Annotated in this window: 18 protein-coding genes and 4 tRNA genes; 7 read left to right on the forward strand and 15 right to left on the reverse strand. The window is 38.8% G+C overall.

Annotation, left to right across the window (positions count from 1 at the left end; translation table 11 throughout):
- Positions 1-3 precede the first annotated feature (3 nt).
- Positions 4-1,506, reverse strand: coding sequence for a DUF3369 domain-containing protein (locus I6F10_RS01210; protein ID WP_231619850.1), 1,503 nt, complete (start codon positions 1,504-1,506; stop codon positions 4-6).
- A 111-nt stretch (positions 1,507-1,617) separates the two neighbouring features.
- On the opposite strand from I6F10_RS01210, the gene I6F10_RS01215 reads away from it, so the two are divergent.
- Both I6F10_RS01215 and I6F10_RS01220 read left to right on the forward strand, forming a co-directional pair.
- Positions 1,618-2,199, forward strand: a complete 582-nt coding sequence (locus tag I6F10_RS01215) for an SRPBCC family protein (RefSeq protein ID WP_024595802.1) — start codon at positions 1,618-1,620, stop codon at positions 2,197-2,199.
- Positions 2,168-3,055, forward strand: a complete 888-nt coding sequence (locus I6F10_RS01220; protein WP_165744945.1) for a TIGR03899 family protein — start codon at positions 2,168-2,170, stop codon at positions 3,053-3,055. The genes I6F10_RS01215 and I6F10_RS01220 overlap by 32 nt, the downstream gene beginning before the upstream one ends.
- A gap of 33 nt (positions 3,056-3,088) precedes the next feature.
- Here I6F10_RS01220 and I6F10_RS01225 read toward each other — a convergent pair whose 3' ends face one another.
- The 8 genes from I6F10_RS01225 to I6F10_RS01260 all read right to left on the reverse strand — a co-directional run bounded on the left by I6F10_RS01225 (position 3,089) and on the right by I6F10_RS01260 (position 8,761).
- Positions 3,089-3,859 (reverse strand): TIGR04219 family outer membrane beta-barrel protein, encoded by a 771-nt coding sequence (locus I6F10_RS01225; protein ID WP_165744946.1) that lies wholly within the window; start codon positions 3,857-3,859, stop codon positions 3,089-3,091.
- 3 nt (positions 3,860-3,862) lie between these two features.
- The gene (locus I6F10_RS01230) at positions 3,863-4,849 is read right to left on the reverse strand and encodes a DUF2333 family protein (protein WP_024603343.1); all 987 of its coding nucleotides are present in this window, start codon (positions 4,847-4,849) and stop codon (positions 3,863-3,865) included.
- A gap of 8 nt (positions 4,850-4,857) precedes the next feature.
- A complete protein-coding gene (locus I6F10_RS01235; protein WP_024606365.1) occupies positions 4,858-5,367 on the reverse strand; it encodes a copper chaperone PCu(A)C in 510 nt (169 codons plus the stop codon).
- A gap of 79 nt (positions 5,368-5,446) precedes the next feature.
- A complete protein-coding gene (locus tag I6F10_RS01240) occupies positions 5,447-5,773 on the reverse strand; it encodes a hypothetical protein (RefSeq protein ID WP_024595804.1) in 327 nt (108 codons plus the stop codon).
- Positions 5,774-5,943: 170 nt separating this feature from the next.
- A complete protein-coding gene (locus I6F10_RS01245; RefSeq protein WP_039485433.1) occupies positions 5,944-6,150 on the reverse strand; it encodes a PspC domain-containing protein in 207 nt (68 codons plus the stop codon).
- A 9-nt stretch (positions 6,151-6,159) separates the two neighbouring features.
- The gene (locus tag I6F10_RS01250) at positions 6,160-6,840 is read right to left on the reverse strand and encodes a PspA/IM30 family protein (protein ID WP_165744947.1); all 681 of its coding nucleotides are present in this window, start codon (positions 6,838-6,840) and stop codon (positions 6,160-6,162) included.
- A gap of 244 nt (positions 6,841-7,084) precedes the next feature.
- Positions 7,085-8,017, reverse strand: a complete 933-nt coding sequence (gene dusA, locus I6F10_RS01255) for a tRNA dihydrouridine(20/20a) synthase DusA (protein ID WP_033020525.1) — start codon at positions 8,015-8,017, stop codon at positions 7,085-7,087.
- A 123-nt stretch (positions 8,018-8,140) separates the two neighbouring features.
- Entirely contained in the window at positions 8,141-8,761 is a 621-nt protein-coding gene (locus I6F10_RS01260; RefSeq protein WP_024589771.1) for a MarC family protein, read from the reverse strand.
- Positions 8,762-8,856: 95 nt separating this feature from the next.
- Here I6F10_RS01260 and I6F10_RS01265 point away from each other — a divergent pair, with 95 nt between their 5' ends.
- The 3 genes from I6F10_RS01265 (at position 8,857) to I6F10_RS01275 (ending at position 10,262) form a co-directional block, all read left to right on the forward strand.
- Positions 8,857-9,294 carry a transcriptional repressor gene (locus I6F10_RS01265; protein WP_002957918.1) on the forward strand — a complete coding sequence of 146 codons (438 nt, stop codon included), beginning with the start codon at positions 8,857-8,859 and terminating at the stop codon, positions 9,292-9,294.
- 75 nt (positions 9,295-9,369) lie between these two features.
- A complete protein-coding gene (locus I6F10_RS01270) occupies positions 9,370-9,837 on the forward strand; it encodes a chemotaxis protein CheX (protein WP_024595807.1) in 468 nt (155 codons plus the stop codon).
- Positions 9,834-10,262, forward strand: a complete 429-nt coding sequence (locus tag I6F10_RS01275; RefSeq protein WP_165744948.1) for a secondary thiamine-phosphate synthase enzyme YjbQ — start codon at positions 9,834-9,836, stop codon at positions 10,260-10,262. The genes I6F10_RS01270 and I6F10_RS01275 overlap by 4 nt, the downstream gene beginning before the upstream one ends.
- A gap of 234 nt (positions 10,263-10,496) precedes the next feature.
- On the opposite strand, the gene I6F10_RS01280 is transcribed toward I6F10_RS01275, so the two are convergent.
- The 5 genes from I6F10_RS01280 to orn form a co-directional block, all read right to left on the reverse strand.
- Positions 10,497-10,572: transfer RNA gene (locus I6F10_RS01280), tRNA-Gly, on the reverse strand.
- 43 nt (positions 10,573-10,615) lie between these two features.
- A tRNA-Gly gene (locus tag I6F10_RS01285) sits at positions 10,616-10,691 on the reverse strand.
- Positions 10,692-10,734: 43 nt separating this feature from the next.
- A tRNA-Gly gene (locus I6F10_RS01290) sits at positions 10,735-10,810 on the reverse strand.
- A 103-nt stretch (positions 10,811-10,913) separates the two neighbouring features.
- A tRNA-Gly gene (locus I6F10_RS01295) sits at positions 10,914-10,989 on the reverse strand.
- Between the two features lie 198 nt (positions 10,990-11,187).
- A complete protein-coding gene (gene orn, locus I6F10_RS01300; RefSeq protein WP_004336052.1) occupies positions 11,188-11,733 on the reverse strand; it encodes an oligoribonuclease in 546 nt (181 codons plus the stop codon).
- 121 nt (positions 11,734-11,854) lie between these two features.
- Here orn and rsgA point away from each other — a divergent pair, with 121 nt between their 5' ends.
- Positions 11,855-12,913 carry a small ribosomal subunit biogenesis GTPase RsgA gene (gene rsgA / locus I6F10_RS01305; protein WP_197098227.1) on the forward strand — a complete coding sequence of 353 codons (1,059 nt, stop codon included), beginning with the start codon at positions 11,855-11,857 and terminating at the stop codon, positions 12,911-12,913.
- Positions 12,914-12,928: 15 nt separating this feature from the next.
- Complete coding sequence (gene asd, locus I6F10_RS01310) at positions 12,929-13,795, forward strand: archaetidylserine decarboxylase (protein WP_197098229.1); 867 nt, start codon at positions 12,929-12,931, stop codon at positions 13,793-13,795.
- Between the two features lie 147 nt (positions 13,796-13,942).
- Here asd and I6F10_RS01315 read toward each other — a convergent pair whose 3' ends face one another.
- On the reverse strand, positions 13,943-14,692 hold the full coding sequence (locus I6F10_RS01315; RefSeq protein ID WP_165744951.1) for a HesA/MoeB/ThiF family protein: 750 nt from the start codon (positions 14,690-14,692) through the stop codon (positions 13,943-13,945).
- Between the last annotated feature and the right edge of the window lie 13 nt (positions 14,693-14,705).

Here is a 14,705-nt window from a genome sequence, read left to right on the forward strand (position 1 = left end):
CCCTTAGGGTTGATACCATACCTCTAACTTGTTTCGAGCAAAATCATGGCGTAATTGCCTAATAATTCCTATGCGCCAAGCCATTTTATCTTGCATGTCTACACTGTAATAAATTCCCTCTTTGTGTTTTGTTTTTTTAGCTTGATTAAGTGCAATATAAGCAACTTTAAGTGTATCAATCCCGCTACTTTGAAAGTCTTGCTGTTGGCATAAACCCAATCTAAAATCGATAGGTAATGTATGCTCTTCTGCGCAAAATGGAACACCTAACTGCTCATTCAATTTTTTTAAGTCGAGTTCATCACGGCGAATAATAAAACCAAAAACATCAGCACCAATACGAGATAGTAACTTAGCTGTTGAGTAGTTTTCTTTTAACCTTTTCACAATGCCAATTAATACTTTATTGCCGACCTCTTGCCCTAAGCCATTATTAATATCTGCAAAATTAACTATATCAAGTAGTACAAATACATAATCATTCACGTGCGGCTTTTGATAACGCTCTACCCGTTCAATAAAATTGGTACGATTTGAAATACCTGTAAGCACATCTTTATAAGCTGCATCTCTTAACTTTACAAACAGCCTTATATTATCCAGGGCAACACTCACATTTGTTAAGAAGATTTCAGCGAACTGCAATTGTGCTTGCAAAGGAACATGGTCACATTCTATATATAAAGCCGCTTTTCTATGCTTACTTCTTAATACAAATGTTGCACTTGAGTCTGTATGTTGATGCTTTGATAAATCAAAACACGACTCGACTTGTTTAAATACTTTGCTATCAACATTAATTAATTTTTCACCAAAGTAGTTTTCGTAATGCCCACAACCACCTAAGACTTGAATAAAGTCATCGCCATCTAATTTGCTGCACACAAGCCCTCGAGGTGAACACTTTAAAATAATACTCATGTGCTTGATGATTTCTTTGCATAGTTGCTTAATATCAGTAAGCCCTAAAATAGACTTTGATGCAGAAACAATCGTGTTCATTGCATCACTTTGATATTCAAGCTGGCATACCTGCTCGTAAGAGCGAATAGCGGTTATGAGCGATGTTACTAATTTAGAGCGAGTGAGTTCTGTTTTAGTTTTATAATCATTTATGTCGTACTCACGTATTACTTTTTCCTCTGGTGTATTACCAGCTTGCCCTGTTCTTAAAATAATTCTTACATGTTGATTATTTAATTCGTCACGCACCCTTTTTACAACCTGCAAGCCAGCATCGTCAGTTTCCATAACAACATCTAAAAAAATAACTGAAATATTGTTATTTTTAGCTAAAATCTCTATTGCTTCAGCTCCCGAATAGGCATCATGAAATCGCAAGCCTACCCCCCAAAACTCAACCCCAGACAAAGCCAACTTTGTTACAGAGTGGATCTCAGGTTCGTCATCAACAATTAAAATATCCCAAAACTTAGTCGGCTCAATAACTGCCTCATCTTCATAGTCTTGTTCAAAAAATAAAAAATCGTTTTGATCTGACGACATTCGCTCTCCTAGGTAGCAATTTATAAATTATTTTTGGTTTATAATCTAATTCATACTATAGTCGATTAATAAAAAGTTGTTGTATTTCAACTCAAAAAATTAATAGAAGGTGTGCTTATTAAACCATTAAAAATATTAATCAAAGGCGTACTGTTATTGTTATTGGTATTAGTACTGGTAGGGCTGATACTTCCCCAAAGTTATAATGTAAATAAAACAATAGAAATCAATGCAAATATTGACGCAGTAAAACCGCTTATTACTGACTTTAATCAATGGCAAAAATGGTCTCCATGGGAAAAAGTAGACCCCAGTATACGTTTTACTTTGGGCGAACCGAACTCTGGCCTGGGTGCTCATCAGTCTTGGAAGGGAAAATGGGGGTATGGTGAAATGATCATAACTTCGGTGAGTCAAAATAAGGTCAGCTTTAATATACTTTTAAATGCTGAGCATATTATTAGGGGGACTTTTAATTTTAGTGAGCAAAACGGTATCGTCACTCTAATATGTAAGATTAACGGACAAACAACCGCTCCTTTAATATCGGGTTACACCGCAATTTTGAGCGAAAATGTGCTCCGTAATACAGTTTCAATGGGGTTAAATAACCTTAAAACTGTTGCTCAGCTTAGTCATTCACAAAGGACAATGCACAGCCATGCCAGTCAAGACAGCACAAGCGAGAATTAACCTTGCTAACATTATCGAATCCTTACTTGGTTACCCTATAACAAAAGTTGGCAGTAACGGAATATTGCCTACCTCTGAACAAAGTTACGATATTAAAGGCCAAGTTAAGCCGCTTTATCATATTAACAGTGAAAACTCTGTTTTAGCTCGTGCCCAAAAGCGCCAAGATTTACTTCTAATAAAACAACAACAAAATATAGAGTCAATTTTAGCAATGGCTATGGGGTTTTGCCCCGATGTAGCAAGTAGTAAACAACCTGATGTTGATTGGGTAGAGCATTTTATCGCACTGTGCGAAGATACTTCAAATGCGTCAATGCAAACTTTATGGGCCAAAATTTTAACGGGAGAGACACTCAACCCTGGTACGTTTTCAATTAAAAGCTTGCAAACGTTAAAGCATATGACACAGCGAGAAGCTGACTCTTTGCAAAAATGTGTGTCGCTCTCAGGCTATAACGAAAAAGACGACAGCCACTTTATTCTACTAGGCTTTTACAAAAAACCGTCATTGTTTGATTTGCTACGAAAAGGCAATAAAGTGTCTCTAAATCTAGGAAAAACAGGTATTAGTTTTCCTGACATTTTAACACTTATGGATCTTAATTTACTGTATAGAAAAGAAATTGAATCTGCAGTGCTTAAAGCGGGGCAAGAACTTACCCTTTCATTTTTATCGCAAAAAGTAACGTTAAAAGCAAAAAGTAGTGATTTGGTATTGAGCTATTATAAATTCACGCAAACAGGTGATGAGTTATCTAAACTCATTAATTTTCCTGTAAATAAAATTTATAAGCAGTTAATTAATAATGCGCTGGAGGGAGAGTTTGATTTAGCGTGGCACGCAATAAAATAATATGCCACGCTATGTTTAATTAGAAAATACTAATTAAAAGTGAACCTGAATACCCGCAAATGGGCCAGATGCATCAATATCAGTAGTAATATCATCTACATCATCAAGTTCTAATACCATAGAGCGGTAACCGGCTTTAACAGCAACATCTACTGCTAGGTTATCAATAAGTTCCCACGCTACGCCTACTTGGTAATCTTGTACTTTGCTATCGTCAATAGCCAAAAAGCTACCTTCAAAAAATACACTTAAACCAGTAAAAGGTAAGCCAGCTTCGGCACGGCCATATGCAAGAGGAACAAAACCAGAGAAATCTTTTATTTCGGTAAAGTTAGTACCACCATTTTGAGTAGTACCATTTACAACAATATCACCATCAAACTGCTTAGCATTTAAACCTAAGTCAATTGAGATTAAATCGTTATCAAAAATCTCATAATAAAAAATGTAATCGATGTGTGTTAAATCACTTACAGTATTTACCGTAGAGCCTACAACATAATCAGAGCCATTAAAGCTAAATGTATCTGTAAGTAGCGCAGAACCATTTAACTCAAGCTCGGTATACTTTAATTTAATATTTGGAACTAATGGTACAGGGTGCTCAAGTGCCGCGTAGTAACTTACAAACGTCTCATCTTCAAAATTAAAATCTTGAGATGCATTATTTTTATAAGAAAATTGACCATCGTTATCTGACTTCCACCCATCAACACCTACATATAAACCTAGTAGAGTGTCAGCTTGCGCTGCTGGTGCTAAACATGCCATTGAAAGGGCTGCTGCTAAACAATACTTTTTCATTTTTTATCCTTGAGCTAGTAGTTCGCTGAGTTCGATTAAAGCCGCATTGGCTCTAGAAATATAATTTGCCATAACTAAAGAATGGTTTGCCACATAGCCAAAACCATTTCCGTTTAAAATAAGTGGGCTCCATACTGTTTCTTGAGTTGCCTCAAGTTCACGTATGATTTGTTGCAAGCTTACACGTGCATTTTTCTTTTCAAGAACGTCATTAAAGTCATACTCTATCGCTTGTAAAAAATGCAGTAATGCCCAAGTTGCACCGCGCGACTCGTAAAACACATCGTCAATTTCTAACCACGGGGTTCTTACTTGCTGCTGCAGTGGCGCAAGCGTTGCTTGTTTATTAGATGAATTACCCGCTAAATCGGTGTTCACTTTTTCCTGACCTACGCTGGCACTTAAGCGCTGGCTTAGGCTACCTAAACGTTTTTCAGCTTCTTTAAGCCAACTACGTAAGTTATCTGCTCGTGCGTAAAATTGGCTATCGCGCTCATGCTCATTAGCAATTTGTCCACGATATACCATTAAGTAGTCAATACCCTTTTGGTACTCACCTTCGGCACTTGGCCACGCCCATGCCTCAGAGCTTATATTAAACTGCGGCTGCGCCTTTTTAAGAGCTTCATGTTCCGTTGATTGTGATTGAGAACGGCTAAAATCTTTTCGCATAGAAAGCGATAAATCACGTACCATTTCTAGTGCGCCATATTCCCACGCTGGCATATCATCCATAATAATACTTGGTGGTATTACATCATTTGATAAGTAGCCACCCGGTTTATCTAGTAAGGTATTGGCTACCGTAATTAATGTAGAAGTAGTTACATAACCCGTTACTATTTTTTCATTACGAAGCTGCGCTTGCTCTTTCGCGTTTGCAACAACGTCAAAACGTGAAGGTTCTGTGCTCCAATAAACAGCAATTGCGTAAAAAATGATAAGCAGTAAAACAATTATTCCTGCTATTTTTCCTTTATGTTGCGACATGTGTACTCCTAATGATGAGCGTGTTGAGTAGATGGTTTTGACTGCTTAGCTTGCGCTTCAAGCGACACGACTTGAGCATTAGTAAATAAGCGATTACCGTCACTAAAATATAGTGTGAGTTTACGATCTTGTCCTACTTTTAATGGCTCTTGTGGTTCAAATGCCATTAAATGATAACCGCCAGGCTGAAAGCTGACACTTTCGTGCGCCTTAATTTCAACCGATTCAACTTGTTGCATTTTCATCATGCCGTCTACATGTGAATGCTCGTGTATTTCAACACGCCCTAAGCCATCAATAGTTGCCTTAGTTAAAGTTGCTGCGGCTCCACTGTGATTAATAAGGGTTAAATAACCTACAGTTGAAGTACTGCCAGGTAAAAACTCTCTAACTTGCGCGTTAGTTACTTCGAGCACAGCCACATCAGAACCATGATCATGCCCTGAGTGCGCCGCCAACGATGACGAAAAAAAACTAAATATTAATGCAGAAGCCATCGAAAAACATAGTTTCGTCATCATTCTTATCCTTATGAAAACTTTAAATTACAGGCTAAATTTAACATAGTTAACCTATAATAGTCAGTCAAATTAAGGATTAAGAGGCTACTTTTTTGTTATCGGCAACAAGCCAACACAACACTGCAACAAATAGTAACGGCCAAGCAATCATTATAGATCCGAATAAAAGCGCTAAAACAGTCCCTGCTAATGCCACTACACCCGCACCAACTAATCCCATAGTAATTAAAGCCACTACCGCAACTACAGCAATAATTGCGGCCAAAGCACCTACAAGCTCGAGCCCAGCCCAACTAATATCAGCAATCCATAACGGCAACTGCCAAGAATCAATCTGCACAAACGTTATTAAATCAGTAAACAGTAATAAATAGATAAATACACATACTGCCAAAGCTTTCATAGTAATTCTCCTTATACCAACCGGCTTATATATGAGGCCTATTTAACGATAAGAAAATTGCGCTATAACTAGGCAAAGATTTTTATACCTAGTTGTTCTATATAAAATTTTAACAACATTATAGAGTGATTTAATTCGTTAAATTATTCAAATATTTATGCCTGTTGGTATTAATACTCTTTATTTTCAAGGCAGCAATGCGCTATAAAATAGCCAAGTGCAACTGCAAACGGAAAACTCAAAAATAATAAAATAGTAACTAGGCGTGTTGCCCATACCGGAAAGTCCAATCTATGGGCTAAACCACTACAAACACCCGATATTTTTTTATTCAAAGTATCTTTATACCAACCTTGTTGACGATTAAAGCTGTTCATAGCAATCTCCTAAGCAGTGTGTTTTAAATTAGTATTTAAGTTCGCCTTTAAGCGAGCCAACTCAGCATCAATTTTTTCATTTTTAACTAACGACTCAATTTGGGCACTGGTAGAACTTGCTGTATCAGTCAGCTCATAAGCCTCTACTTGAGCTTCAATACCTTCAACACGCTGCTCTATTTGTTCAAAACGAGACAACGCATGAGCTACTTTATCGCTTTGTAGTTGCGTACTGATCCGCCCTCTAGCAATAGCAACATTGTGGCGCTGCATTAACTGAGCTTGCTTAGTTTTAGCCATAGCCATTTTTTGCTGCAAGCGTTCACAATCAGACTTAATTTTTACAATAGACTCTTGCAAAGTTTCTAGTTGAGTTTGCTTATTTTCAATGCTTTCGTTAACGCGTTGCTTCTCAAGTAAAGCTGTTTTAGCAAGATCATCACTGCCCTTCTCAACCGCACGTTCTGCTTTAATTTGCCAAGCTGCTAATTCTGTTTTTTTAGTATCAATTTGGCGATTAATTACTTTCTCTTCACACAATAAAGCGGCTGCTGTACTACGGCACTCATTCAACGCATCTTGCATCTCGGTAAGCATTAGGTTTAAAAGCTTTTCTGGATCTTCTGCTTTATCAAGCATGGCGACAATGTTTGATTGAATTACATCATTTACGCGGTTAAATATTCCCATGGTATTCTCCTGTTGATTTTTAATTAATTTCAACAAGAAGATTCCAAGAGTTGTGCCAAGTCCATCAAAACAAAAATAAAACATTTAAAATCATAACGATAAACAACAAGCACTCTAAATTTTAGTGACTTTAAGCTGAACAACATAGAGTGTAATTGGCCAATAAATTATGATTTTGACTAATTTTTAGGATCAAAAAAGCCACTCGAAAGTGGCTAAAATTTAGAATTTTTAAAGCTTAGTTTTATTCTGGTACAAAGCTTAATGCTTTATCCATTACCGATAAATCAGCTTGCTTACCGTGACCACTTTCAGAAAGGTGGCGTCTAAAACCTCGCGCACCAGGCTGCCCCTGAAAAATACCGAGCATGTGACGTGCAATATGCCAAAAATTAGCACCCAAACGCATTTCTTCTTCAATGTAGTCATACATTGAACGCACTACATCGTGGCGTGACTGCGTATTTGCAGAATCACCATAAATTTTCTCATCAACGTCATTGAGCATAAATGGGTTGCTGTAAGCCTCACGCCCAATCATTACACCATCAATATGTTGCAAATGTTCTAGGCTCTGCTCAATTGTTTTAACACCGCCATTTAGGCTTAAATCTAGCTGCGGATAATCTTTTTTAAGTTGATAAACACGTGGGTAATCAAGTGGTGGAACCTCACGATTTTCTTTCGGGCTTAAACCATTAAGCCATGCTTTACGAGCATGAATAATAAAATCATCACACCCTACTTTATGAGACGCTTCAATAAGCGCACATAAAAACTCATACGAATCTTGCTCATCAATACCAATACGCGTTTTAACGGTAACAGGAATATTTACTTCGTTTTTCATTGCTGCAACACACTCAGCAACTAATTGAGGTTCAGCCATTAAACATGCGCCAAATCGACCATTTTGAACTCGGTCCGACGGGCAACCTACATTTAAATTTATTTCGTCATAACCACGTTCACCTGCGAGCTTTGCACATTGCGCTAGCGCTTTAGGATCAGAGCCACCAAGTTGCAGCGCAACTGGGCCTTCGTGTTTATTAAAATGTAAGTAGTCGCCTCGACCAAATAAAATAGCCCCTGTGGTTATCATTTCAGTATAAAGCACAGTATGTTTAGTCATTTTGCGATGAAAAGTACGACAATGGCGATCAGTCCAATCAAGCATTGGGGCCACAGAAAAGCGTCTATCCAAAGTACATTTATTCAAAGCAAACCTCAGGGTATTAAAGTTATTAAGCACAGCTTAAAAGGCGCTGCATTTTACACAAAAGCCTAGCGAGCATCAATGTTAAGAGAAAACCTGCAAGCCAAAATAATGGGCTATGCCATTTAAAATATTGGTAACCGCAACCGAGCTTAAAATAAGCCCCATAATTCTACTTATTATACTTGCACCACTATCACCAATTAATTTATGTACATGTGTTGCAAGCAGTAACAAAACCAGTACAACCGCTAATACAGCAAGCATCATCGAAGACGTTAATAACTGCTCAACCCAGGTATATTCTTCATTACGAGTCATTAATACTGCGCCTAACATAGCGCCAGGGCTAGCGATAGAGGGAATCGCAAGCGGAAAAATAGCGGTTTCAGTACTGTCGCGTACACTTTTAATTTCGGCTTCTGGTTTACTTTCACCAAATATCATTGAGAGCGCAAAAATAAGTAATATGATACCGCCGGCTATTTGAAAAGCCGAAAGCGGAATTTCAATTGCGTTAAGTAATTGCTCACCTGCAAGTACAAAAAATAAGAGCACTAATGCAGATACGCCTACCGCTTTAAATATAACTTTACGTTTAAATTTCTCATCATCACCACGTGTGACTGCAATAAATACAGGTACAGTACCAATGGGGTCAATAACCGCAAAAAAGAAAATAAATATAGCTAATAGTTCGTGCATTACTGGGTTTCCTAGGTAAAAAGCGCTTAATAAAAACGCTGCAACTACAACACAGTATGTTAGTATATCACGGTAGCATAAGGATAAGAGTAATGATGAATATAGAATCACTCGTAAGTAAAGCAAAACAAGTTTGTGACAACCGTGGTGCGCGTTTTACGCCTATCCGCGAGAAAGTATTTCGCCTATTAGCCAGCGCACAAGGTGGTGTTGGTGCATACGATTTGCTTGAGCAATTAAAAATAACTGAAACGGGTGCTAAACCTGCAACTATTTATCGTGCATTAGACTTTTTAGCTGAGCTAGGTTTTATTCATAAAATTGAAAGCACAAATGCATTTATGCTGTGTCATCATTTTGATCATATACACCCAGTACAATTGTTAATTTGCGATACCTGTGGTTTTGTCAAAGAATTACACTCGAGTGTAATTTCGCATGAGCTAAATAATTTAGCTGCCGAAGGTGGCTTTGTTGTATCAGGGCAGACAATAGAAGCACATGGTAAATGTGAATCTTGCAGAGCATCATAATCCTTCAAAGTTATCCTTAGTGATTATACTCAAACTATATAGTCACTTCACAGAACAAATTTAAGAGTAGCCACTATGAATGTAGAATTCATCAATCCTTTTTTATCTTCTTTAATTAATGTTTTGAGTACTATGGCTCAAACTCAATTGAAGCCAGGTAAACCTCGCATTAAAACTGATGAGATAGCCTGTGGTGATGTATCAGGTTTGATTGGTATGGTTGGCCCGCAAACGCGAGGATCATTTTCAATTACATTTGATGAAGAACTAGCATTGACCATCATGGAGCGTATGCTTGGCGAACGCCCTGATGCTATAGATGAAGAAGTTACCGATATGGTTGGTGAAATAACCAACATGGTAACTGGTGGTGCTAAAAATTTACTTGGCGAGAAAGGCTTCGACTTTGATATGGCAACGCCTATTGTGGTATCTGGTAAGGGTCATACAATTACTCACAAAAGCCAAGGTAAAAAAATCATCATGCCATTTAGCTGTGATGCTGGTAATGCAAACATTGAAGTTAGTTTCGATAAATTATGAGTTGGCAGCAAAAGCAAATTACATTAAAGCCTCGCCCGCGAGGTTTTCATATAATCGATGACGAAATATTGTCTCAGCTTCCTGAACTGGCGAGTTATAAAGTTGGCTTGTTACATTTATTTATTCAGCATACCTCAGCGAGCCTTACAATAAACGAAAATGCAGACCCTACTGTTCGTATGGACATGGAGAGCCATTTCAATAAATTCGTTCCTGAGCGTCAACCTTATTATCGCCACGATTATGAAGGTGACGATGACATGCCTGCACACATAAAAACCAGTACGTTAGGCTGCGAGTTAAGTATTCCTATTTCAAATGGCTATTTAGCGTTAGGTACATGGCAAGGTATTTATTTAGGTGAACATCGCGATTCTGGTGGCTCTAGAGGAGTTGTAGCAACTATTCAGGGTGAGCTATTTTAATAAAAGCTCTCGGTTTCAAAGTATTGACTCCTCTGTACCTCACTCATACCTCATAACTTCAAAGCACAACAGCTTTATTGTTGGCGCATAGCTCGCGCGAGAAACCATAGCTTCTAACAACCAAAACTTTAATGCTGAATATTGCACTAAGAATAAAGTAGATAAGAGATATTTTAAATTATAATTTTATTTATGATTTTTAATACAGAGAATTTTGAAAGGATATAAAAAGATTGGAGCGGTACACGAGGCTCGAACTCGTGACCTCGACCTTGGCAAGGTCGCGCTCTACCAACTGAGCTAGTACCGCATAACTAAATTTACTATCACTACAATTTCTTTTGGTTAGAAATTGGAGCGGTACACGAGGCTCGAACTCGTGACCTCGACCTTGGCAAGGTCGCGCTCTACCAACTGAGCTAGTACCGCATAACTAAATTTACTATCACTACAATTTCTTTTGGTTAGAAATTGGAGCGGTACACGAGGCTCGAACTCGTGACCTCGACCTTGGCAAGGTCGCGCTCTACCAACTGAGCTAGTACCGCATTTTCACTTCTTCAGTTATTTTAATGATGCGCAATAAATTGCGTTCAACATCCTAGCAACTGAGCTAGCTTTTATTCACTTCAATTTCTTTTGGTTAGAAATTGGAGCGGTACACGAGGCTCGAACTCGTGACCTCGACCTTGGCAAGGTCGCGCTCTACCAACTGAGCTAGTACCGCATTTTTACTTCTTCAGTTATTTTACGCTTAAGCGCGACAGGTCGCGTTCAACATTCTAGCAACTGAACTAGTACTGCATTTTAATTATGGATGTAAAACGACCATAATAAAAACAACTCAAACACACTAACCCCGCGTGGGTTATCGTCTTGAGCGGGGCAGGATTCTACAATAATCCGATGTGTTTGCAAGTGTTTTTTACAAATTAAAGAAATTTTCTCTATAGACTTTTAATTCCATAATCGAATCTTTAATGTCATCCAAAGCAAGGTGCGAACCTTTTTTGTTCACTTTTGCAAGCACTTCAGGTTTCCAACGACGTGCTAATTCTTTAATAGTACTCACGTCAAGATTGCGGTAATGAAAAAAATCTTCAAGTTCACGCATGTATTTATTCATAAAGCGGCGGTCTTGCCCAATTGAATTACCACACATTGGTGATACACCTGCAGGCACCCACTGTTTTAAAAAATCTAACGTTTGTGCCACGGCATACTCTTCATCGAATGTACTTGCTTTACAGCGCGCTGTTAAACCCGACTTACCATGCTGCGTAGTACACCACTCGTCCATACCATTTAGTAATTCATCACTTTGATGAATAGCTATGGTTGGCCCTTCGGCTAATATATTCAGGTCTGCGTCAGTGACAACCGTCGCAATTTCGAGTATTTTATCGGTCTCTGGTTCGAGTCCTGTCATTTCAAGATCGAGCCAAATTAAATTTGATTTATTAATAGTCATAATTACCTAAGCGGTGCTTTCCTTTAGATCCAACGCATTTCGATATATCATATTAGCATCAACCGTCGAGCTAAAGCTTTTTTTAGGAAAAGCGACATTTAACTAAGGTTATAGGCCTCCAGTGGCAAAACAGAAAAAATTAAGTAAAGGCCAATCGCGTCAGATCAAGGCCAACCACCAAAAGCGCATTAATAGCGCAAACTCAAGACCAGCTAAAAAAGGCGCGCAAGAGTGGCAAACCGATAATTTAGGTCAGGTCGAGAGCGCAATTGTGATCAGTCGTTTTGGCCAACACGCCGATGTAGAAACTGACAATGGCGATGTACTTCGTTGTAATATACGACGTACCGTGTCAAATTTAGTGTGTGGTGATGAGGTATTGTTTCGCCGAGCCAAAGTAAGTGAAGGTGATTTAGCCGGAGTAATTGAAGCCACGCAAGAGCGTCGCTCGCAACTTACCCGTCCTGACTTTTACGACGGCGTAAAAGTTATTGCGGCTAACATTGATCAAATACTCATGGTATCGGCGGTATTACCTGAGTTTACCCCAAGTATTATCGACCGCTATTTAATAGCCTGTGAAGATATGGGTATTGAGCCAATTTTAGTACTCAATAAAATAGATTTAATTGATGACGCAGGTCTTAGCGAAATACAAAAAGTTCTCGATATCTATCGTAAACTTGATTACCAAGTACTCCTTGTTAGTAATATATCGGGCAATGGTATTGATGAATTAAAAGAAGTACTTGTTGGTAAAAATAACATTTTTGTTGGCCAAAGTGGTGTGGGTAAATCCACCCTCGTTAATACTGTATTACCTAACGCTGAAATATTAACTAAAGAAGTATCTGAAAACAGCGGCTTAGGACAGCACACAACAACTGTTTCACGCCTTCACCATTTACCAAGTGGCGGTAACCTAATCGACTCGCCAGGAATTCGTGAGTTTGGTTTATGGCATTTAGATGTTGAGCGTGTAACCTGGTGCTTTAAAGAGTTTAGAGAATTTATAGGCGGGTGCCGCTTTAGAGACTGTAAACATTTAAACGATCCGGGCTGTATAGTTAAAAAAGCTGTAGCAGATGGCAAAATTTCTCAATTGCGCTTTGACAGCTACCACCGAATTTTAGAAACAATGGCCGATGGCCGTGCAGGCGCCCGTGCGCCTCGCGTATAATTTAGGATAAATACTGTGAGTTTAGACAAATTTAAAATTGCAATGCAGTACGCAATGCCAAAACATTTTATTTCACGCGTAGTGGGTAAATTAGCCGCAGCTAAAGCAGGCGCTTTAACAACGACTTTAATTAAACTATTTATTAAGCAATATAAAGTAGATATGAGCGAAGCCCAATACCCAGATCCTGCTCATTATAAAAGCTTTAATGAATTTTTTACTCGCCCTTTAAAAGACGGCATGCGCCCAATGGTAGAAGATAGCGATATCATCATTCATCCAGTGGATGGCGCAATCAGCCAGCTAGGCGATATTGTTGACGGACAGCTAATACAAGCTAAAGGTCACGATTACAGCTTACAAGCGCTACTAGGCGGCTCACAAGATAATACAACACCATTTTTAGGCGGTAAGTTTGCCACTATTTATTTAGCACCTAAAGATTACCACCGTATTCATATGCCAATTGATGGCACACTAAGCAAAATGATTTACGTGCCAGGTGATTTATTTTCAGTAAACCCACTTACCGCGCAAAACGTGCCTAACTTGTTTGCACGTAATGAACGAGTAGTAGCAATTTTTGAAACTGAAATTGGTCCGCTTGCTATGGTACTTGTTGGCGCAACAATTGTAGCCAGCATAGAAACTATTTGGGCAGGTACTGTCACGCCACCAGCAGGTAGCGATGTATTTAGTTGGAAATACCCAACCACTGGCGATAACGCCATCACGCTTAAAAAGGGTGAAGAAATGGGTCGCTTTAAGTTAGGCTCTACTGTGGTACTAGCATGGGGTGCTGATAAAGCTGAAATACTGGATGACCAACTACCAGAAGTGGTTACTCGCTTAGGTACTGCGTTTGCAAAAATTAACGACTAAAATAAATCGTTAATTCGAAATTAAAAAAACCGCGTTTATTTAAACGCGGTTTTTTATTTTTGTAGGCGCAAAGCCTGCTTACGCGAAAAGCGCAGCTTTTAATTCTTTAACGCCACATGTAATAAAAGGCACAGCCCCCTTCAAAACCTATTTTCCACACTCTTTACACTCTGAATCTTTAATCACTTTGAAATGCTGCTGCTTTAAAGTAAGCGCATCAAAGGTTATAAATTCACACCCCTCTGCATGCCCTAGCAATAAGTTAAGCGTAAGTTGCGCCTGCATAGAGCCTATTACACCAAGTAGCGGGCTAATAACCCCTGCGTTACTGCAATTGATAACTGGTGTAGCTTCGCTTTGTGGAAAAACACAGCCATAACACGGGCTATCACTTTGCCTAAAATCAAAGCCCATTAATTGCCCTTTGGTTGCCAATGCAGCACCCGAAATTAACGGTGTTTTATTGCTAATACAATAACGGTTAACACTATAGCGAGTACTAAAGTTATCAGAGCAATCAAGTACGATGTCAGCACCTTTGAGCATGTTAGCTGCATTACTCTCATCTAGCTTTTGACAATGCGTTACTATGTTTATTTGATTATTCAGGCTCGCTAATACTTTACCCGCTGCAGCGACCTTGCTTTGTCCTAAGTGATTTATTTTATAAAGCACTTGGCGTTGTAAGTTTGAATGCTCAACCTCATCATCGTCAATTAAAATAAGCGTTCCAATACCTGCAGCGGCTAAATATAAAAGCGCTGGGCTACCTAGACCACCAGCCCCCACTACTGCAACCGTTGAGGATTTAAGTGTTAATTGCCCTTCAAGCCCAACTTCTTCAAGCAATAAATGGCGGCTGTAACGCAGGGTTTCTTTATCGCTTAGCTCACTCACGTTTATCAGCCTT

Origin of the sequence: Pseudoalteromonas sp. SWYJZ98 (assembly GCF_015864495.1) — a bacterium.
Taxonomy (GTDB): Bacteria; Pseudomonadota; Gammaproteobacteria; order Enterobacterales; family Alteromonadaceae; genus Pseudoalteromonas; species Pseudoalteromonas distincta.